At 39.6% G+C, this 19,757-nt stretch carries 17 protein-coding genes and 1 pseudogene; 10 read left to right on the plus strand and 8 right to left on the minus strand.

The genetic code is table 11. The features are described from left to right. Positions 1-52: 52 nt before the first annotated feature. Positions 53-1,078, minus strand: a complete 1,026-nt coding sequence (locus P4S61_RS08770) for a hypothetical protein (protein ID WP_337118145.1) — start codon at positions 1,076-1,078, stop codon at positions 53-55. A gap of 83 nt (positions 1,079-1,161) precedes the next feature. Continuing rightward, positions 1,162-2,466 (minus strand): patatin-like phospholipase family protein, encoded by a 1,305-nt coding sequence (locus P4S61_RS08775; protein ID WP_337118892.1) that lies wholly within the window; start codon positions 2,464-2,466, stop codon positions 1,162-1,164. A gap of 696 nt (positions 2,467-3,162) precedes the next feature. Here P4S61_RS08775 and P4S61_RS22930 point away from each other — a divergent pair. Then, positions 3,163-3,540 (plus strand): T6SS phospholipase effector Tle1-like catalytic domain-containing protein, encoded by a 378-nt coding sequence (locus tag P4S61_RS22930; RefSeq protein ID WP_442961556.1) that lies wholly within the window; start codon positions 3,163-3,165, stop codon positions 3,538-3,540. Here the strand turns inward: P4S61_RS22930 and P4S61_RS08780 are convergent. Further along, positions 3,532-3,681 (minus strand): annotated as a pseudogene (locus P4S61_RS08780) (transposase); the annotation flags it as partial. The gene P4S61_RS22930 and the pseudogene P4S61_RS08780 sit on opposite strands and share 9 nt — an antisense overlap. Before the next feature lie 313 nt (positions 3,682-3,994). Here P4S61_RS08780 and P4S61_RS08785 point away from each other — a divergent pair. The 4 genes from P4S61_RS08785 (at position 3,995) to P4S61_RS08800 (ending at position 8,316) form a co-directional block, all read left to right on the plus strand. Then, positions 3,995-5,182 (plus strand): alpha/beta hydrolase-fold protein, encoded by a 1,188-nt coding sequence (locus P4S61_RS08785; protein ID WP_337118146.1) that lies wholly within the window; start codon positions 3,995-3,997, stop codon positions 5,180-5,182. A gap of 264 nt (positions 5,183-5,446) precedes the next feature. Further along, positions 5,447-5,851 (plus strand): DUF6088 family protein, encoded by a 405-nt coding sequence (locus P4S61_RS08790; RefSeq protein WP_145240161.1) that lies wholly within the window; start codon positions 5,447-5,449, stop codon positions 5,849-5,851. Continuing rightward, positions 5,848-6,789, plus strand: a complete 942-nt coding sequence (locus tag P4S61_RS08795) for a nucleotidyl transferase AbiEii/AbiGii toxin family protein (RefSeq protein WP_337118147.1) — start codon at positions 5,848-5,850, stop codon at positions 6,787-6,789. Before P4S61_RS08790 ends, P4S61_RS08795 begins: the two co-directional genes overlap by 4 nt. 225 nt (positions 6,790-7,014) lie before the next feature. Continuing rightward, the gene (locus P4S61_RS08800; RefSeq protein WP_337118148.1) at positions 7,015-8,316 is read left to right on the plus strand and encodes a DEAD/DEAH box helicase; all 1,302 of its coding nucleotides are present in this window, start codon (positions 7,015-7,017) and stop codon (positions 8,314-8,316) included. A 56-nt stretch (positions 8,317-8,372) separates the two neighbouring features. On the opposite strand, the gene P4S61_RS08805 is transcribed toward P4S61_RS08800, so the two are convergent. Together P4S61_RS08805 and P4S61_RS08810 are read right to left on the minus strand one after the other, a co-directional pair. Continuing rightward, the gene (locus P4S61_RS08805; protein ID WP_149982278.1) at positions 8,373-8,618 is read right to left on the minus strand and encodes a DUF3297 family protein; all 246 of its coding nucleotides are present in this window, start codon (positions 8,616-8,618) and stop codon (positions 8,373-8,375) included. A 79-nt stretch (positions 8,619-8,697) separates the two neighbouring features. Continuing rightward, the gene (locus P4S61_RS08810; protein ID WP_182734996.1) at positions 8,698-9,144 is read right to left on the minus strand and encodes an energy transducer TonB; all 447 of its coding nucleotides are present in this window, start codon (positions 9,142-9,144) and stop codon (positions 8,698-8,700) included. 174 nt (positions 9,145-9,318) lie between these two features. On the opposite strand from P4S61_RS08810, the gene P4S61_RS08815 reads away from it, so the two are divergent. Both P4S61_RS08815 and P4S61_RS08820 read left to right on the plus strand, forming a co-directional pair. Then, on the plus strand, positions 9,319-11,391 hold the full coding sequence (locus P4S61_RS08815; RefSeq protein ID WP_182819449.1) for a TonB-dependent siderophore receptor: 2,073 nt from the start codon (positions 9,319-9,321) through the stop codon (positions 11,389-11,391). Continuing rightward, positions 11,381-12,526: a DUF1624 domain-containing protein gene (locus P4S61_RS08820; RefSeq protein ID WP_182739472.1), complete on the plus strand. Its 1,146-nt coding sequence runs from the start codon at positions 11,381-11,383 to the stop codon at positions 12,524-12,526. The genes P4S61_RS08815 and P4S61_RS08820 overlap by 11 nt, the downstream gene beginning before the upstream one ends. Positions 12,527-12,591: 65 nt before the next feature. Here the strand turns inward: P4S61_RS08820 and P4S61_RS08825 are convergent, their stop codons facing one another. Beyond that, a complete protein-coding gene (locus P4S61_RS08825; RefSeq protein ID WP_337118149.1) occupies positions 12,592-13,851 on the minus strand; it encodes a mechanosensitive ion channel family protein in 1,260 nt (419 codons plus the stop codon). Positions 13,852-14,458: 607 nt separating this feature from the next. On the opposite strand from P4S61_RS08825, the gene P4S61_RS08830 reads away from it, so the two are divergent. From P4S61_RS08830 to P4S61_RS08840, 3 genes are read left to right on the plus strand one after another with little or no spacing between them, the layout of a single operon-like run. After that, complete coding sequence (locus tag P4S61_RS08830; protein WP_257325195.1) at positions 14,459-16,732, plus strand: ferritin-like protein; 2,274 nt, start codon at positions 14,459-14,461, stop codon at positions 16,730-16,732. 13 nt (positions 16,733-16,745) lie between these two features. Beyond that, positions 16,746-17,687, plus strand: a complete 942-nt coding sequence (gene bufB / locus P4S61_RS08835) for an MNIO family bufferin maturase (protein WP_337118150.1) — start codon at positions 16,746-16,748, stop codon at positions 17,685-17,687. Continuing rightward, positions 17,684-18,562, plus strand: a complete 879-nt coding sequence (locus tag P4S61_RS08840; RefSeq protein WP_337118151.1) for an HvfC/BufC N-terminal domain-containing protein — start codon at positions 17,684-17,686, stop codon at positions 18,560-18,562. The genes bufB and P4S61_RS08840 overlap by 4 nt, the downstream gene beginning before the upstream one ends. A 45-nt stretch (positions 18,563-18,607) precedes the next feature. Here the strand turns inward: P4S61_RS08840 and nudB are convergent, their stop codons facing one another. Both nudB and P4S61_RS08850 read right to left on the minus strand, forming a co-directional pair. Then, positions 18,608-19,051 carry a dihydroneopterin triphosphate diphosphatase gene (gene nudB, locus P4S61_RS08845; protein WP_182757863.1) on the minus strand — a complete coding sequence of 148 codons (444 nt, stop codon included), beginning with the start codon at positions 19,049-19,051 and terminating at the stop codon, positions 18,608-18,610. 65 nt (positions 19,052-19,116) lie between these two features. Continuing rightward, complete coding sequence (locus P4S61_RS08850; protein ID WP_337118152.1) at positions 19,117-19,704, minus strand: sulfite exporter TauE/SafE family protein; 588 nt, start codon at positions 19,702-19,704, stop codon at positions 19,117-19,119. Positions 19,705-19,757: the final 53 nt, after the last annotated feature.

Here is a 19,757-nt window from a genome sequence, read left to right on the forward strand (position 1 = left end):
TATGTGTCCTGTTTTTACACACCGGAATTGCAGCGTCATATGTTTTTTCGCATTACCTTCCAAATGCCCAAATGAGCTCGTCGATATTTGTCACCGTGAGTTGAACGCTCCAATCTTCACCTCGATAGTTGCTGATCGTATCTCGTGTACCGATTGATAATCGAAGCTTGTCTGAAAGAAAGCTCACATTAAACTCTGCGCCAATCATTTCCTCACTACCAAAGTTGGAGGTATTGCTGATGTTTCGATTGACCGTTAATGCAAATCCATATGAAGAGAATGCCGTTGATGGTCTGTTCCATCGTAGTCCAGCCCATCCATTGATGTAATCCACACGATTTTCAGATTGGTCTTTTATTTGAGAGTGCAAAGACACTCCTAACTCTACATTTCCGTGATAAGGGACCCAATGGTCCCAGTTTGGCATCCAGCTTTTACCAACCACCACGCCAGTCTGCACTGCATCAAGACCTAAATGATTGGGGATAAAACGATACCATCCACCAAGTAAATCAGGGTCTTGCATATTACCGATTCCCTTCGAAGCATATTCATCGCGTGGCAAAAAGGTATAAGCTGTAGTCAACAGTTTCGCATTCTCACCCTCATACTTATCCTCTAAATATATCAGGCGATTCAGTACTCGCTTATTTAAAAGGCTCGCCCAATAGTCTGGCCGGTATAACATGTATTCCAATTGAGTAAGTTGCGTACTTTCAGTTGCAAACTCATCAGGCCTTGCCGTTTGTTTGAGCGTTGCTAAGAATTTATTAAAGTCGTTTTCTTGGGTATTTTTAAGAGCCTGATAGATTGCGTATGTTTTAGATTGATAATCCTTTTGATAAAACCTTGCTTTAATGTCATACCATTGGCAGCTTTGAGGCGAGCATGTATCTGATTGCTCGTTTACAATATCATCGCGAATAAACGCGCCAATAAGTGCTAGAAAATCCTTAGTTTCTTTTTCCTTTGAACCTACAGACTGATTAATGATAGAGCTTAACATTGAATCAAATGCTGTTGATTCACAATCCATCTTTTCGTTTTTATTGCAAAATTGTTCTGATGCAAATCGCAAACCATCGTATACACCGACGGCATAGTCATACTCACGAAACGATTTGTCGAAAAATGCACCAAATGCACCAAAAAAGTTTCCCGTTAACCTTGCTCTTCGTTGGGTTGGTAAGTATTGGCGAGGATTTTTTTATGCTCTTCGCGGTTTTCATTTTTTTCATCAACCTTAGCGCAAACACTATTTTCGTCGTTGTCCACACAAGGAGTTGTTTCATCGACAAAATATAGATTTAAATCTTCATATAGGTCTCGTTTTCTGAGCGTTCCTAGTCCGTGAAGTGTATTAGATAGTTGCCCTTCTAGCGCTAAGGGGCTCGATTTTTCTTGAGGCTCTTGGAATTCGGGTGCTATGGAGTTATCGGGATCTAAATAGATAAAGTTTTGACCAGAATGTAGGTTATTTCCGGCTAAGGAGTATGAAACTAATTCTGCTGCAAAGCCAATCGGTATATTATTGAAGTACCCTCCGTCAATAAAATCTGCTTGTTTATAAAACAAATCATCGGGACAGCTTTTGTTTTTTTTGAAGATTGATGGACCTTCTTTATCGCAGTACCCAAACTTGATTGGACTAAACGCGACAGGAAATGCGCTTGAAGCAAGTGTGGCACGCATTACGGCGTCGAAGCGGATCTCTTCTTTTACTGAGGTTAAATTGATGTAGTTTCGTTTTATATTTGTCGCATTAAACTTTTCAAGTTTTTTCAATGGCAAAGTAGAAAAGTGTATTCGCTGCTTGCCCTCACTATTTTCTTTAGTAAACACTTTGATTGGAATAGCATAGCTTTGTTTATCTACGTTAACGGTTTGACCTTTAGAAAGTGTCAACAGTTCTTTTTCTGGTTGAGCCTTTGTTACCATCAAGCCAACAAGCACATTGCACTTTGGTTTGGCTTCATGCGTATCAACAATATCTTTAAGAGTTGTAATCACTGACTTAAACGCGCCTCTGTTAAACAAAGCGTCTTCAATCTTCTGTTGCTCGTCGTAAGCACTAAGACCTGCAAGCTCGATCGATGTATAGTTGAAGAACTCATGGGGTAATAAATTATCGAACCCCACATCAATCCAAATTTCCCTGAAGATGTTTTTATGAAGTGAGTAAGGTATGTCTTTGCTTGTACAGGTTTGTATCGCCGTAGCAATAGCATTTATTGCTCCTGCTGATGCGCCTGTAGTTACGTCTATTTGGGGGAGGATATATTTTTCATCTTTTTTAGTGCGCGTTGCCGCTAAAATCGCGTAATTCACACCTGCTTCATACGCGCCTAAGCTAACGCCTCCTGATATGACTAAGGCGTTTTTGGAAGCATTGCTACCAACTTCTGTCTCTGTAGTATTTTTAGAGTCTAGGCTTTTAGAGTGCGCATGCTGTGCACAACAATAGATAAGAGAGCATTACTATTGTAATGGTAACAACAGTTCTAAAATTCATAAAAATCCCTTTTTATTGCGAGCATGTTGCTCTTTGTATTCTCAATGTTTTTGGTTTTCGAGTCTTACCTATGCAGGACTCATCTGACCCCGCCTAGAGTGACTGCTTGGCTTTTGTCACTCTAGTATCGTACCCAAATCTATCGTTTTAAGTAAAATTCGAAAAATATATGCTCTCATTAAATTAGTACATTCTTAAATAATCGCAATTTTTTCTCACACTTGGCACTAAGGAAAACCTTATTCAAATAGCAACTTGTTTAGATTCTGTACAATTCCAGTAGTGTTCTAAAATTTGACAGGAAGTACTTTTTGAACCTAAGCAGTTACGAAGGCATCAAGAGCAGTCACACACTTTTATCAACGTGAGGGAAAACGAATGCTTTATCTGCGAATGCAACTTCTTATCACAGTGCTTTTTACAACATTTTTGTCGGCCTGTTCGGTTATTTCTACGAAACATATTCCGCAGCGAGCCCACGAAGCTGAGCCAAAAAAATCTATGTGTTTTTAGATGGAACCGCAAATGATGCTTGGAGCCGCACCAACGTAGCTAAGCTCCATAATCTAGGGACGCTTCAATAATCTCCGAACATTACAATTATTTATATCGATGGTGCAGGCACAAGTATTGGCGGGGTGTTCTCGGGTATGACGACCGAGTTGGGCAACGCAAAGCGAGTTCAGAAGGCATATCGGTTTCTGGCTGAAAATTACAAAGATGGTGATAAGGTTTATATATTTGGTTTCAGTCGGAGCGCTTGGAGTGCAAGAATTTTATCGGCGATGCTCTACGTAGCTGGATTACCAGATTTAAACCGGTTACCAGAAAGCACTCGAGTCGACGTAGTCGATGATATTTATTACAAATACAAACGATTCTGGGGAACAATACCTCAGATTGGGGACCATCGAAGTTTGGCTAAGCGGCGCAGTTCGGTTTTGCAATATCTATCTGAAAACAACCTTACTGAAAATCATAGCAAAAATGTCACAGTCGATTTTTTAGGGTTGTGGGACTTCTCGTAATTGCTTAACCCAACGTCGAAAGGCTGTTTCACCGACTTCTATTGAACGAGCAGCTTCTGGAAATGAGTATCCATCATCAAGGACTAATTTTGCTGAATCAAATTTAAACTCTTGAGAAAAAGAGCGACGTTGTTTTGTCATAGAACACCTCTGTTTGAGTGGTAATAATACCACCTAAATTAGTGTCCAGTTTAATTGAATCACAACATAAAGCTAATTTTGTTTAGTTGCGAACTTACCTAGTAGCGAACTTTAATAAGCATGGGCTGGTAGCATACATTTTAAGTTTGCTGGGATCGTACTTTTTATGTAGGATTATATATTTAGAGCATATCCCAGTTGCTAACATTATTTAACGTGTGCACAGTTAAAGATAAAAAGGCGCTCAATGCGCTTTTTTTGTGCCTGAAACTCTGTTAGCTTAAGTAACTCATTATTCTCTAAGGGATTAGTTATGCGTTTACTCACCACTCTGTGTTTTGTTAGCTTTTTTGTTTTTAGTTCACAAAATACCTTTGCACAATCTAACACTAAACAACAAAGTACAGATTACTCTGTGCACACGCATACTTTTAAATCGGCTGTTTTAAATGAAGAGCGCACAGTTACAGTGCAATTACCAAAGAGCTATCAAGCTGAGCCAAATAAAGTGTATCCTGTTATATATCGCCTAGATGGAGCAGGTAATATACCGCTTGCCAGTGCTGTTATTGAGCGTTTACAAAATGATAATCGTGCGCCTGAGGTTATTATTGTCGCTATTGAAAGCACTAATCGACTCAGAGATTTTTATCCTACAGTGAATAAAGAGCCACAAGGGCCTGTCGGTGAAGGGGGCGGTGCTGATAAGTTTTTAGCGTTCTTTGAACAAGAGCTCATTCCTTTAGTTAATAAGAATTATCGTACGCATGATTATAAAGTGATTTCTGGCGCATCTGCTGGTGGTGTATTTGCGCTATATGCGTTGCAGGCAAACCCTGAACTATTTCAAGCGTATATTGCGTATAGCCCTGCGGTTTGGTGGAACTATGGTGCATCGGTAAAAAGTACAAAATCGTTTATAACTAAAACCAAAGAGCTTAACAGCTACGTTTACATCAATATCGGCGAAGAAGCCGGCATCATGCGTGAAAGGTATGATGAATTGCTGCAAGCTATGCAATTGCCTAAAGTGCGGGGGTTACGCTTTTTTAATGATGCGTTTGCTGGCATCTCGCATAACTTAACGTCTGCTGCTGGCGCATTTAATGCCTATCACAACTTATTTTTACCTAAACAAATGCCCATAAGTGCTTTGAGCAACGATGTAGCATCTATTGATATTTATTATCAAAACTTATCTCAACAATGGGGTGAGCAGATATCGCCACCAGATCGCGCTGTTAGATCACTCGGTTATAACTTAACGGGCAGCAAGCAGTTTATCCGTGCTATTGAGGTGTTTAAGTACAATATAAAAAACCACCCCAAATCAGTCGATGCGCTTTCAGCCCTGTCTTATGGTTATGAAATACAAGGTGATACTCGCCAAGCGCTTGAACAGATGGAGTCTGCTTTAGCAATTGCGGACGATTCATATCCTTATATAAACTACTTAAAAGAAACAAAAGCTAGGTTACAAGCAGAACTTAGCAAGAACTAATAATATTGTTAACTTAGTTGTTGGCTTTTTATTCAACGAACATTATTACGTTGCTTACTAAGGTTTTATCAATAATTAGGTCGACTGCAATTTAAAGTTTATGTCAGTTTTGTTTAACTTTCTTATATCTGCTTTTAAACAACAGCTTGTGTATTTTCAGTGATAGTTTTTGTCGTGTTTTTTCTTTTTTCAGCGCCGTATTATTTTTAAGCAGAGGTGGTTTTGAGTTATACTAAAACAAATCATTACGTAGGAGAATTAGCCATGACTGCAATTGACCGCATTTATCAAAAAATAAAGCGTTCTCGCCGCTATGTGTTTGAACGTAAAGATTTCGACAATTATGCGAGCTACGATCAGGTTGGGCGTGTACTAAAGCAATTAGTTGATAAAGGTGAACTGATAAAAATTGGCTATGGTTTATATACTAAAGCGACGATCAATAGTCTCACTAATAAGCCTATGCCAACAAACCCTGGTGGCACTGACGCAATCATGCGTGAAATTTTAAAGTTGCGTGGTGTAGATTTTGAAATGGATGCAATGTCACTTAGGAGTATTAACGGTAAATCTACCCAAATACCTGCTTCTATTAAGTACAGCTGGGACTCTAAGCAATTTAATCGAAATCTTAAAGTTGGTAATAGAGTGTTGAGTTATCGCAGATGAGTATACCAAAACTGAAAAAGCAGTTTTTGGAGGTATCTAATGCATTGGATTTAGGTAATCCATCAATTCCAGAAAAAGACTATTGGGTCGTGTCTCTTCTTGCAATGTTGGAATGTGTAAAAAGTGAAAGCCATCAACTGGTTTTTTCTGGCGGAACTGCATTGGCTAAATCCAATATTAAAATCCTGCGAATGTCTGAAGACGTCGACATAAAACTAATTCCTACAGATGAGTTTATCAAAAAGGGTAAGGGAGCAAAGAAAAAAGCTCGTAAAGCGCTAATTGAACATATCATAATGAAGTTGGCTGACCATCCTTATCTTAATTACAATGATAAAACGGTGAATGATGAGTATCGCTATGTCGAAATAGAAATAAAATACCCACAGCAATATCATCAAGCACCGTGTCTACGCCCGTATATAAAATTAGAGTTTATTGAGACTATTGAACTGCATGGGACTGAGCTTCGCTCTATTTCATCGTTGGTGGCTCAGAGCTACAAGCAACCTGCTGAAGTGAAGGCTATGTTGTGTATATCGATTGATTCTACGCTGGTTGAAAAAGTGCTTTCTATGTTACGCCGTACTATGTCTGTTAAGCGTAATCCAAATCGTAAGGATGATGATACACTGGTTCGTCACATCTATGATGTTCATTGTATTTTTATTAATCATAAGGTTGATATGGATGTGTTAAAGCCAATGTTTTATTTTGTTTTGGAGGAAGATAGACTTCGATTTGGCAATCAACATCAGGAGTTTGTTGACGATCCCTGTAATGAGCTAAAGCTGGGATTGAAGGAGCTTCAAAATAATGAGAAGTTTCGTGAGCGTTTTAATGCGTTTGTTGCGCCAATGGTATACAGCCAAAATCCTCATGACTTTGATACTTGCATTGCCTCATTTAAAGTAATTTCAGAGCAGCTTATTGGGTAACATTTAATTCATTCATTTAAGTACTTTGAATAAAAGAACTACTCTAAACACAATTATAAAAGCGCGGGATAAACCCGAGCCTACAAATATCACAAATTTACTCGTAACTTGGCTCGAATCGCGCAGCTGTTACCTATGAAAACATTAAAATCACTAATCTCTACTTAATAAGCGCTAAATACGCTAAAATTATAGGCTATTTTTAGCAATGAGCCCGCACTTTTTATGACCTCAGCCGCAAATCCTAGTAATTTCAACGAACTTGGCCTTATCCCAGAGCTACTAGCTCGATTGTCTGATCTTGAATATACGCAACCTACGCCGATTCAGGCAAAAGTAATTCCAAGTATCTTGGCGGGCAGTGACTTAATTGCAGGGGCGAATACCGGTTCAGGTAAAACAGCAACCTTTGCTTTGCCTATGCTACAAACCCTATTTTTAGAGCAAGGCGCTAAAAAAGCAGCGAGTAAAGGTAACTTTGTAACGGGGCTTATTTTAGTGCCTACACGCGAGCTGGCAGTGCAGGTGGCTGATAGCGTTAAATCATACTCTGCAAACTTTAATGGCGCGATTAAAACCGTGGCGGTATTTGGTGGTGTGTCGGTTAATACCCAAATGCAGGCACTTCGTGGTGGCGCCGATATTATTGTGGCAACCCCAGGTCGCTTGCTCGATTTAATCTCAAGCAATGCGATTAAGCTCGATAAAGTAAGTACATTGGTGCTTGATGAAGCCGACCGCATGTTAAGCCTTGGCTTTACCGAAGAATTGGCTAACTTATTAGCGCTTATGCCCGCTAAAAAACAAACTATGTTGTTTTCAGCGACTTTCCCAGAGCAGGTCACACAATTAACGCAAGAGCTGTTAAATAATCCGGTTGAAATACAAGTTCAAAGCAAAGAAGAGAGCACGCTTGTACAGCGCGTATTTACGGTTAATAAAGGCGAAAAAACTACGGTTTTAGCGCATTTAATTAAACAGCAGCAATGGCGTCAGGCGCTTATTTTTGTCAACGCTAAAAAAGATTGTGAGCACTTAGCCAGTAAGCTCGAAAAACGCGGCGTGAATGCGCAAGTGTTCCATGGTGATAAAGGCCAAAGTGAACGTACTCGGGTAATCGAAAAGTTTAAAGATGGCGAAATAGAAGTACTAATAGCCACGGATATTGCCGCCCGTGGTTTAGACATTGCCAAACTGCCAGTAGTGATTAACTTTAACTTACCACGCAGCCCAGCTGATTACATGCACCGCATTGGCCGAAGTGGCCGTGCTGGTGAAGTAGGTTTAGCGTTATCACTGATTGATTATGAAGACTTTCATCACTTTAAAATCATCGAGAAGAAAAACAAGCTACGTTTAGATCGTGAAGAAGTAACAGGCTTTGCCGTAAACCAAGCCAACCTTGATGCAGCACTTGCGCTTAAAAACGACAAGCCAATGGCCAAGCCTGAAGGTACTGGTAAGAAAAAGAACAGAAATAAAGCCGATGATATAGATGATGTATGGAGCGGCTGGCGTCGTAAGTAACAAACACAAAAAAGCCGACTTCAGTCGGCTTTTTTCATTTACAGTAAACAGTTAGTTTACTTATAAAACGCTTCTACTGTGCCTTTTACTTTCATAAGTAATGGCTGGCCGCGGCGGTCTAGTGCTTTAGGTGCGGCTACTTTGATCCAACCTTCACTGATGCAGTACTCTTCAACGTCAAAACGCTCTTTGCCGTTAAGTGTAATGCCGATTTCATGCTCGAATACTTCTTCTACATAAAATTTGCTACGTGGGTTGATCGAAAGTTGATCTGGTAATTCTGGTTTATTTGTATCAGTCATAATTGTGATCTGCATTGAATATATTGTGTGCCATTGTAGGCAATACAGGCCTTAGGCTCAATATACTGATCAAAATAAATTAACTGCACAGTTGCTTTGATTGCTTAATACAGTGGCTAATTATTTCGTCACGAGTGACATCTTTGTCAAAGCAATAATCAAAGCGCATAGTGAGGTTAGTCGCTTGCTCTTGCTCAGGCCAATGCCATTTACGAACAAGTTGTCGGGTAGCCGTTTGTAGCTGGCGGCCATAGCGTTTTGGATCGGTATTATTTATTATTATATTCTTCACTGTGCCGCTTTTTGAAATGACAAAGCTGGTTTCTGCACAGCCTTTACCCTGAATATTCAATAATTCTAGCGGGTATTCATGATTAGGTATTTTTTGTAGTCGGTGCCAAACACCTTGTAGATCTAAGTATTGAGCTTGAATGTCTGCTATGGGCCTTTTATCTGAAATATCATTACTTTGCGATAAAGTATTAAACGAAAAAATTAAGCAGGCTATGTAAACGAGGGCTTTCATAATCATCCTTAAATATTGCTCAGAGCTAAACCTTAACGTAATTTGCTTATAATTAACAGCTTGATTTTTAGACAGGTTTATTTATTTTTTATTAAACTAAACGTTATAATGTATCACTATTTTTAGTATGTTATATTATATCCAAATAAACCTAGCTATTATTAAAAGTGGATCATGAAGTACTCAGCATTAACTCTTGTCTTTGCAGCACTTTCTTTTGGCTCTAATGCCACAGAATCAGATATAGAAACCATCACCATTGCACATAAGCAAGCCTTTAGAGGCGATATTCCGCTTAAAGAATTACCGCAGTCAATTACCACATTAAGTAAAGAAATGATGGTTGATAATGGCATTACCAAGTTTAGAGATGCACTGGATTTTTCTGCCAGTATTTCTCGTAAAAATAATGGCGGGGCATTGTGGGATAGCTACTCTATACGGGGGCTATCGGGTAATGAAAATATGCCATCCGGCTATTTAATTAATGGCTTTAGTGGTGGGCGAGGTTTTGCGGGACCACGTGATGTATCTAACATTGAATATATTGAAGTGTTAAAAGGTCCTGGTTCTGCACTCTATGGTCGTTCTGAACCAGGTGGTACAATTAATATCATTACTAAAAAACCACAGTTCTATCAGCAAGGCCAGTTAAAAGCTGAACTTGGCAGTGAAGATCATAAACGTGTGCAAGGTGATTACACTAACGGCCTAACTGAAGATATTGCATTTCGAATTAATGGTGCATGGCAAGATAGTGACAGTTTTCGAGATCACGTACATCATGATAAGTTTGTGATCACGCCTTCTTTGTATTACAGCATCAATGATAAATCGTCATTAACGTATGAGTTTGAGTACGTTGACCAGCAGCAAATGTATGACCGAGGTATTGTTGTACTTAACGATAATTTTGACACCGTACCTAGAAGTCGCTTTTTAGGTAACCCTAATGATGCGCCAACTAAAGTGCACTCTCGCGGACACCAACTTAATTATGACTATGACTTTAATCGCGACTGGTCACTCTTATTGGGCGCTAACCATCGTACCGCTACGTTAACAGGTTTTTCGTCTGATGCTGAACTATCTCCTCCAAGACAGACTTTGTCTTTAGATAATCCTATGCTTACGCGTCAACACCGTTATAGAGATTATTACTCTAATGATTTGTCAGTACGCGCAGAATTAAGTGGTCATTTTGATCTTGCTGATATCACTAACCATGTTTTGATTGGTGTTGATGGGTATGACTATGAGCTTCGCACTGGGCTTTATCGTTATCGTGGTGGTAAAGATACGTACACATTAAATATTTATCAGCCAAACTACAGTGAAGGGCAAGGCCCCGATGTTGCGCAACTGTATGAAAACAACGAAAAGCAAAAGGCATACGGTATTTATGTACAAGATCAGTTAGACCTTACCGAGCGTTTTAAATTAATGCTGGGATTGCGGTTTGATGAAATTAAGCAGAATATTTTCGAGACTAAGTCAGGCGTTGCCTCAGATAGCACGATGAACCGACTTAGCCCACGGCTAGGGATGGTATATGAGCTAAATGATGCGATTAACCTTTATACCAGCTATTCCGAAGGGTTTATACCTTTAAGTGGTACTGATGCTAAGGGTAAATCGTTTGGTTTTGAAGAAAGTGATTCCTTTGAAGTGGGTGTGAAGTTTGGCTTTGACAACGTTAGCGGTACCATCGCTTTATTTGATGCTAGCAAAGGCAACATGTTGGTGGCTGATGATAAGGGTTATTCAAAACCTATTGGTAAAGTAACCAGTAAAGGTATTGAGGTTGATCTGACTGGTAGTTTAGGTGAAAACACTCAGTACACACTTTCGTATGCTTACGTAAAGGCTGAAACGGCCAAAGACATGATTAATGTTGAGTGGTTAGAGCCTATTCCTAAAGGTAGCCCGTTAGTTAACGTACCAAAAAATAATTTTTCGCTTTCTTTAAATCACAATACCCGTGTACTTGAGCAAGACATTAAATTTGGTGGTCATTATCAATATATTTCAGAGCGACTGGGCGACCCAATAAGCTTATCTTTTAACTTACCAAGTTATCAGCTGGTGGGTTTATTTGCTCAATGGCAGGCGACTGAACGGACAAATGTTTCACTTAATGTTGATAATGTATTTGATGAAAGCTACATAGCCAGTAGCTACAACGCATTATGGGCCTACCCTGGTGCACCAACACAGTTTAAATTGGGTATAACATATGACTTCTGAACAAGTTAAAAACCGTATTCACAGTATCGATATTATGCGTGGCGTGGTTATCTTACTCATGCTACTTGATCATGTGCGAGAGCGTTTTTTCTCGCAAATGCCGGTATTAGACCCAATGGATGTTGACGTTACCTCTCCAGGGCTGTTTTGGAGCCGTTTTGCTGCGCACTTTTGCGCGCCAACCTTTATCTTTTTAACAGGGCTTTCGGCGTGGCTTTATAGCCACCCAAGCTCAGGTAAAGTACGCTCTGCACGTAGTTTTTTAGTTAAGCGGGGGTTGTTTTTAATTGCCCTTGAAGTTACGGTTATTTGCTTTTTGTGGATTTGGTTTATCCCGACTATTTTTCTACAAGTGATATGGGCTATTGGCCTGTGTATGCTGGCTCTGGCATTACTAATTAACTTACCGCAACGACTATTGTTAGCATTGGGTTTATTGATCGTTTTTGGCCATAACTTACTCACACCAATTACCTTCAGTCCAGATGAGTGGGGTTATACCTTATGGACTATTCTGCACGATCGCGGCTTTATCTCTGAAGGTGGTTTAGTTAATGTCAAAATCAGTTACCCAGTATTACCTTGGATTGGGGTTATATTACTTGGTTACTGCGCAGGCCCACTGTACGCACATAATCGAGACAGTGAAGATCGTAAACAGTGGCTGATTGGTTTGGGCTTAGCGTGTATAGCGTTATTTGCTATTTTACGCGGCTTAAATATCTATGGCGAAACGCTACCTTGGCAGCAGTTTTCAACAGCAGTGCAAACGGCTATGTCGATATTTAACGTTACCAAATATCCACCTTCACTAAGCTTTTTATTAATCACTTTAGCGCTGATGTTTTTTGGCTTATGGTTTTTTGAGCGTCCGTTAAATCGCTTTAGTAATGCTTTAAGAGTGTATGGCTCGGTGCCGATGTTCTTTTATATTTTTCATCTTTACGTTTTATTGATTTTATACACAATTTGCAGAGCTATTTTTGGTGCTAATCATGGTGCATATTTTGCCGTAAATGATATTACATGGATTTGGTTAATTACGGTTGTGTTAGCCGTTACGTTATATTGGCCAACTAAGGCATTTAGTCACTATAAGCGCAAAGCAAATAAACCTTGGTTAAAGTATCTTTAGAGATATAACACTTACTTAGTGGTTAAAAGCGGTGTTATAAGTTTATAACACCGCTTTTTATGCCTTTATTTTTTACATTTTTTTAGCATGTCTTCATTAAGCACTCTAACTTCGCGTTGTGGGAATGGTATCGCAATATTATGAGCTTTGAGGGTTTCTAGAATAATTAATAGTAAATCACCACCAACTCGGTTTTTACCATCATCAATTCCCTGCATCCAAAATTCCACAAACATATTAATGCCATTATCGCCAAAGCTATCTATTTCACAGTCAGGACGCTCTTCAAATGGTACATCAGGCCCGCTAATTACTTGTGGATGCTCGGCAACAGCTTGTTTAATTATTTCTACCATGGCTCTAACATCGGTGGCGTATGCCACACTAAAATCAACACGGTAGCGCTGTTTTGGGTCTTTATGGGTCCAGTTGGTCAGCAGTGATGAAATAAAGGTTTCGTTAGGAACCAGTATGTCTTTGCCGTCGTAAGTTTCTAAAATTGCATGGCGCATTTTGAACTCTCGAACAAAGCCACTTTTGCCGTTTTCTAACTCAACAAAGTCACCAATGGTGAGGGACTTATCGAGCAAAATAATGATGCCAGAAATAAAGTTGGAGGCGATTGATTGCAACCCTAAACCAAGGCCAACACCTAACGCACCACCAAACACAGCAAGGGCGGTGAGGTTAACCCCCATAATGTTAAGCAGTAATAACGCGATGACACAAAACAGGCCAACTTCGAAGAGTTTGGTAAAGACTTCGCGGGTGCTGATATCCAGAGTTTGCTGGTTGCGAATTATAACCTTACCAACATTACTGGAAGCGCGACCTAACCAAAATAAAATAGCGCCAAAAAACAATACCCGAGTTAGGCCATATAAACTGACTTGAATATTGCCTAAATTAATCGAAACCGCTTCAAGGGTTTTTATAAATGCTGGCAAAAAGCCCAGTAGGTGCAACAGCAAAACGGGCAGGCCAACTAACTTAAACAGTGCTGACATAAAAGGGCTGCTAACAAACTCTTTAATAATTGAGTAAGCAAACAGCAATATAGTAATGTTGAGCGCGGTATTCATTAACCACACTTGCAAGTCTACAGTGATGCCGATAGAGGTAAATATTCGTAGTAAAATGATTGCTACTAGCGGGTAAACGATATTGCTAAGTCGAAACAGCATAATGTTTATTGGGTGATCGGACGCCACTTTAGTGTGCTTATCAACGCGCTTTTTAACTGTTTTAGAATAAATCCAATAGGCGGCAGCATAGCTGGTGATGATCACCAATAATTGTAGATACGTTGCTTGTTGGCTAAGCATTGATTGGATCAATAACCAAACAGACTCAAATTGTTTGGAAAAAACTCACTATCCATACGGAGTACTTTTTAGATAAAATAAGATCTTTACTATGGCTGATAAGTCTAAAAATTTACAGAATAAATAAACGTATCAATAAATTTGACAAATAGTAGAGCTTTACTGTGTCATTTAGCGTGAGTATTTCACCGCGACTACTGAGTGAGCAAGCTTTTCGGCCGCTTGTCGTTATGCTAGCCAAACAAAGTTAGAGTGTCTATTGGAGTAAATTTGATAATGCTTTTGATAGCATGGGAGTGGCAATAAATAAAAGTTGTAGGTTGTGAGCTTTTGGGACTAAAAAATTATTAGCTTTCATATAGTGCGAAATATCTGCAATCGCAATAAGGACTTACTTATCTAAATGCTTTTAAAATAGTGGTTTTATTATCAATGTTTTTTTAGTCACTTTTTCTTTGGTTTTAAAGTATTAGTTTTACTTCTGTGCCAAATATCTACTTTTGTAATGTATTGTAATACTGCATCGCTGATGAAACCTTCTACACTCATTTGACTTACGCGACAAGTTTCTTGGTCGCATATAACTGTCATCATGGAGCAATTGAAAATGCAGAGTGCACAAAAGGCGGTAAGGATTAACCTCGATCTTGATCTTAAAGTCAGCATCAAACAATACAAAAAAATTAAAGAGCGTCCCGTAAGTTACAAAGACGCTGATATTGCGTGTATAAAAGCCATCGCACAAGCTGCGATTAACGTTGAGTTATTTACCATCCCGTTATATATGACAGGTCTGTATTCAATACAAGGCATGCATGCAATAGGTGGGGATGAAGGCTTGTATCCCGAGCGTTTATGGCCTGGGTTAGGGGCAACAGCAGGCTTTATTCCTAATGAACGAATAGCAAAATTAGATATTACTCCAACGCCAAAACCCAGCAAGCCACTGAGCGTAAATGAACAGGCGTTTAATGCTGTTTATAGTGTGTTTATAGAAGAAATGCTGCATTTACAGTTGGCTTCTAATATCGCCAGTAAACTAAATCTAACTCCTTCATTTACCAGTAATGCACTGCAAACAGAAAAGTTTGGTTGGCATTGTTATGACGATACAACGCAAATCCCGCATATCTTAGATTTTAAAGACTGCAGCCGTGATTTATCAAAACTTAGCCCTAAAGTGAAAGAATACTTTACAACTCACTTTCAGGGGCAAACACTACAAGATATGCGAGTCAATGCAGCTGCATTGACAAAAGAGCAGGCTTTACTGTTTTTATTGATTGAAGAAACCGAGGAAAGTGCAAAAAAATTAATAATTAATAAAGATTTAGATGGAGTTCGCCCTAAATACTTTGAAACAGCTCCTTTTGATTGGTTTAAAGCAACAGATACAGAAGTTGATTTACCTATGTTTGGTTCTATCGGGCATATGTATTGCTGTTATTGGGACTATCTTGAAATTGTGTATGAGGATGGTAGTAGCTTAATTGATATTTTGGTGAATCCAGCTAAACCTGATTCCGTGCAACGTGATTACTTTAATACTCGTGACTCAGCCGAATATAAACCGCAATACCCGGGGATTAATGGTTCAATCAATGAAAGTAATGATCTAGATAAGTTAAAAATTGAAATTGTTAATAATATCAATGCAATAACGGATCAAGGTGAAGGTAAAGGTGTTGTTTCTGAAATCTGCAGCCGCTGGGCGGCAGAGAGTTGGGTAATAACGTATTTGCAGCAACAAACGGTAGCATTGAAAAGCACACCGATTGAGGCAGATGATCATCAGGTCGCTGCTAAGTTTCAACCTAATGCTGATAACCTGAAAGAAGATTACCCAGCGGATAGCGCTGGGCAAAAGCCACTTCCGTTATCTGGTATTGCATGCGCACGTATTACAAATACTAAAAAAGATCATTTTATTACCTTTGCTGATGTACTTGATTTGATTATTCAATATGAATACCAAGAGGGTCAATCTTACAGTGATAACAACGCGGCCCAAGTGTATATGACCTGGCAAACGTGGCATAACTTGTGCGGTAAATTTACAGTAGCAATGCTTAACCCGCAAGGTGGCGATAAGGCTAAGCATAAGCACCCAGATTTACCTGCTGTAGTTGATGTAGAAAAAGCATTGAATAATTTGTTTTCTAGCCCTGAACGTCGTGCACAAACACATCAAATTTTTAGTGAATCAGCGGTTGGCACTTTAAAAGGACTTACCACAGCATTGGATCGCTATTGGGGTGGTAAAACGACTGAGTTTCCAGGTCCTGCAATGGGTGGTTCGGGCGATCGAGTATCTATTTGTTGGGCTACAACAGGGCAGGCTCCAGATCTGGTTGCGGGTATTGCGGATATGTCTAAGGATGTTTTATACCATGCATGCCAAGGTATGGATTATACAAAAGAAAATTCAAATAATTTGCCTCCCGCAACAGTGTTCCACAGCTGTAAAGGTTCGAACAATTGCAAAGCGCAAGGTGGGTGTGGGTTTGTGCATAGCACAACACCAGGAGGAAGCTGTGGTGGTAGCGCCCCTGCTGATGGTCCATTTAGCGCTCCTGCAAATAACAAATGTAATAATTTAGGTGGCTGTGCTGTGCCGATTTCTGCCTCGCAGCTATTCCCAAAAGAGCCATCAGCAAAACCCCAGATGCAATTATTTGAATTTGGTGATGGACCAGACTATGCATCTACGGCTAAACCATATACCGACCCAGAAACAGGTAAAGTTCTAGAGCAAATGCCATTTAAAGAAGGTGATGCGGTTTACAGTATCGCGTGGCAGGCCTATTGTAATGCAAAAGGAGTGCAAACTACGCCGCCACCTGCAGATGATATTCGCTTAGCGCTTCCGCCTTCAACTTAATTGGATTGAATACATGACATCATACATACAGAAGCAGCCTTTTGCTGCTTCTGCTATTGAGCAAATAAACCCGCTAGGCTTTGGTTTGGGGTTGCGCAGTGAGCATTATCCGTACTTAATGCAAAAACCAGTAACAGGGGTTGATTGGTTTGAGATCATTAGTGAAAATTACATCGATAATTATGGCTATGGCCGTCATGTATTAGAACAATTGATGGCTGATTTCCCTATTGTTATGCATGGTGTGTCTATGAATATAGGCAGTAGCTCTGCGCTTGATTTTGACTATTTAGAAAAGTTAAAAGCATTGGCGGATTTTGTAAAACCAGCGTGGATATCAGATCATCTATGTTGGACAGGCTTTGCAGGAGTAAATAGCCACGATTTACTACCTATGCCGCTTACTGAGGAAAGCTTAAAGCATGTTATTAACCGGGTTAATCAGGTACAAGACTTTTTACAGCGGCCATTAGTGCTGGAGAACCCCTCTACTTATTTAGAGTTTCAAAACTCGTCGCTCACGGAGCCGGAGTTTTTTACGCAGCTGGTCGAACAAACACAGTGTGCTATGCTGCTAGACGTTAATAATGTTTATGTGTCGGCGTATAATCACGGTTTTTGCCCAAAGACATATATAAAAAACTTACCGCTTAAAAGTATTGTGCAAATGCATTTGGCGGGGCCAACACTCAGCGGGCATTGTTTGATAGATACCCATGATAAACCAGTTCCTGAACCTGTATGGGAATTGTATCAACTCGCGCAATCTTTATGTGGGCCTGTCTCGACTTTACTGGAATGGGATGCAAATATTCCTGCGTTTCCTGAATTAGTCGCTGAGTTAAACAAAGCTAAAACTGTATTAGCGGGTCAAATTCCTCATGCTCCAGTACAAAATAACCATCAACAAGGTTGTATTTCTACACCGCTGGTTTTAGCTAAAGAGAAATTATGAGTGAACATTCATTGAGGCAAGTGCAACATTGGTTGCAAACAGTATTAATTGTTCGTGGTGATTTGGATGATAAACTCTTACAGGCATATGCGCATGATGGCGTTATGCTTGATACGCTAATTAAAAGTACAGATAAAATTTCAGCCCAGCAGCGAGTAGATATTTACGCTGCAGGTTATGTGCTAAGGCTTGTGGATTGTTTACGTTGTGAGTTTTCATTGTTGGCGCAGTATATGGGAGATTCGTTATTTTCCACATTTGCTAAAGCATTTATTGTGACGGTGCCTTCTAAAAGTTGGAGTCTATATTATTTAGGTGAGCAATTTGCCGAATTTTTAGCACAAACTAAACCACAAGGTATAATCGATGTTGCTCAACAAACTATGGTCGATTTACCTGCTCAAATAGCCTTATTTGAACGCACCAAGTCTGAGGTGTTAGTAGCCCAAGGTCTTGAAAAAAATGTAACGGCAACCGAGCTTTCTATCGAACAGCAAATGCTCACGTGTTTAGTAAATAATACTGATATTCAAGCGGCGCCTTGTTTGCGGGTAATAACATTAGATTACCCTATTTTAGAGCTCATTTCACAAATTGAAGCCTGCATAGTAAAATTAGAAGTAATGCCTGATGAGTTGATTTTACCTATTCAGCAAACATGTTACCTTGCTTTAACACGTATACATTATAGATTTAGAGTCTGGTCTTTAGCTCATTGGCAGTATTTGCTACTCGGTTTTTGTATACAAGGAAGTAGCTTTAATATGGCGATTAAGCAAACAGCATTACAGCTAGAGGTTTCTAGCGATGAGTTGACCTCAGACGCAATGATGTGGTTGCCACAAGCAATCAATATGGGCTTATTGTTTCAATAAGTGCTACAAGTAAGCAGTTAACCTAATTGATAACAATTAAATAAACTATAGCGCCAAGATTTCATCGCGATTACTCGGCGACCAGGCTTTGTCAGCCGCTTGTTGTTGCGTTAGCCAAATAAAATCGGTGTGCTCATTCGGATCTAAAGTAATGGCGATATCATTGGGTACGCAAATACTAAAAACATACTCAGTATTAATTAACGCATTGGCTTGATAGCGGTGTCGCCATGACTCTCTAATGGTATATTGATTGGTTTTTTGGTGATCGCGTATTGTTAAACCCAGCGCGCGGGCATCTATCCCTGTTTCTTCTAATAGCTCACGGTAAGCTGTCACAACAGGCGTTTCGCCTTCATCAATCCCGCCGGTGACTGATTGCCAAAAGTTAGCATCATCGGTACGTTGGATCAGTAAACAGTCTTTATTTTTTTTATAAATAACAACCAGTACAGAGAAGGGTTTACGAAGTGGTTGGTTATTTAACAAAATAGAGCCTTAAATAGCGTTTGTTGAATCAGTTTACCTAACTACGAAATGTTTAACTAGCCAGATCACATCACTAACAACCAAATACCCAGCAACAAGAGTAGTATATTCATTATTTTCAGAAACTGCGAAGTATTGAGTTTGCCCTGCAACCAGATCCCTAAACGATTACCACAAAAAGCAATCGGCAAGCTGGCAAGTGCAATTAATGCCCACTTTATTTCGATTAAACCCAGACTAATAAAGCCAATAAGCTTGACGGCATTCATCATCGCAAAAATAATCGCCACAGTTGCGACAAATCGTTTCGGTGGTAACTTAATGGTACTGAAATACATTATTAAAGGTGGGCCGCCAGCATGTACTAAGGTACTTGCAATACCGGCTAAACCGCCCATAGAGAAGGCACCTAAACGGCTATTTAAGGCACTAAAAGTAAACTTGCTAAAGGCTAAACTGCGAATAGCAAACACTATACATAAAATAGCAATCGCTGTTTTTATAAACGCCGCATCTAACCAGCCAATTAACGCATGTGCAATAACTACGCCTACCAATAAACCCGGTAGTAAGCGTTTAAGTTGCTGTATATCCCATTGTTGCCAGTAACTTTTTAAACTAAAGACATCGGCAACAATAAGTACCGGTAGCATCAAACCGATTGCGGCAACGGGGGCATCACTAGCATTAGTAAAGGGACACTAAA

Source organism: Pseudoalteromonas sp. B160, assembly GCF_037162485.1.
In the GTDB taxonomy this organism is placed as follows: Bacteria; Pseudomonadota; Gammaproteobacteria; order Enterobacterales; family Alteromonadaceae; genus Pseudoalteromonas; species Pseudoalteromonas rhizosphaerae.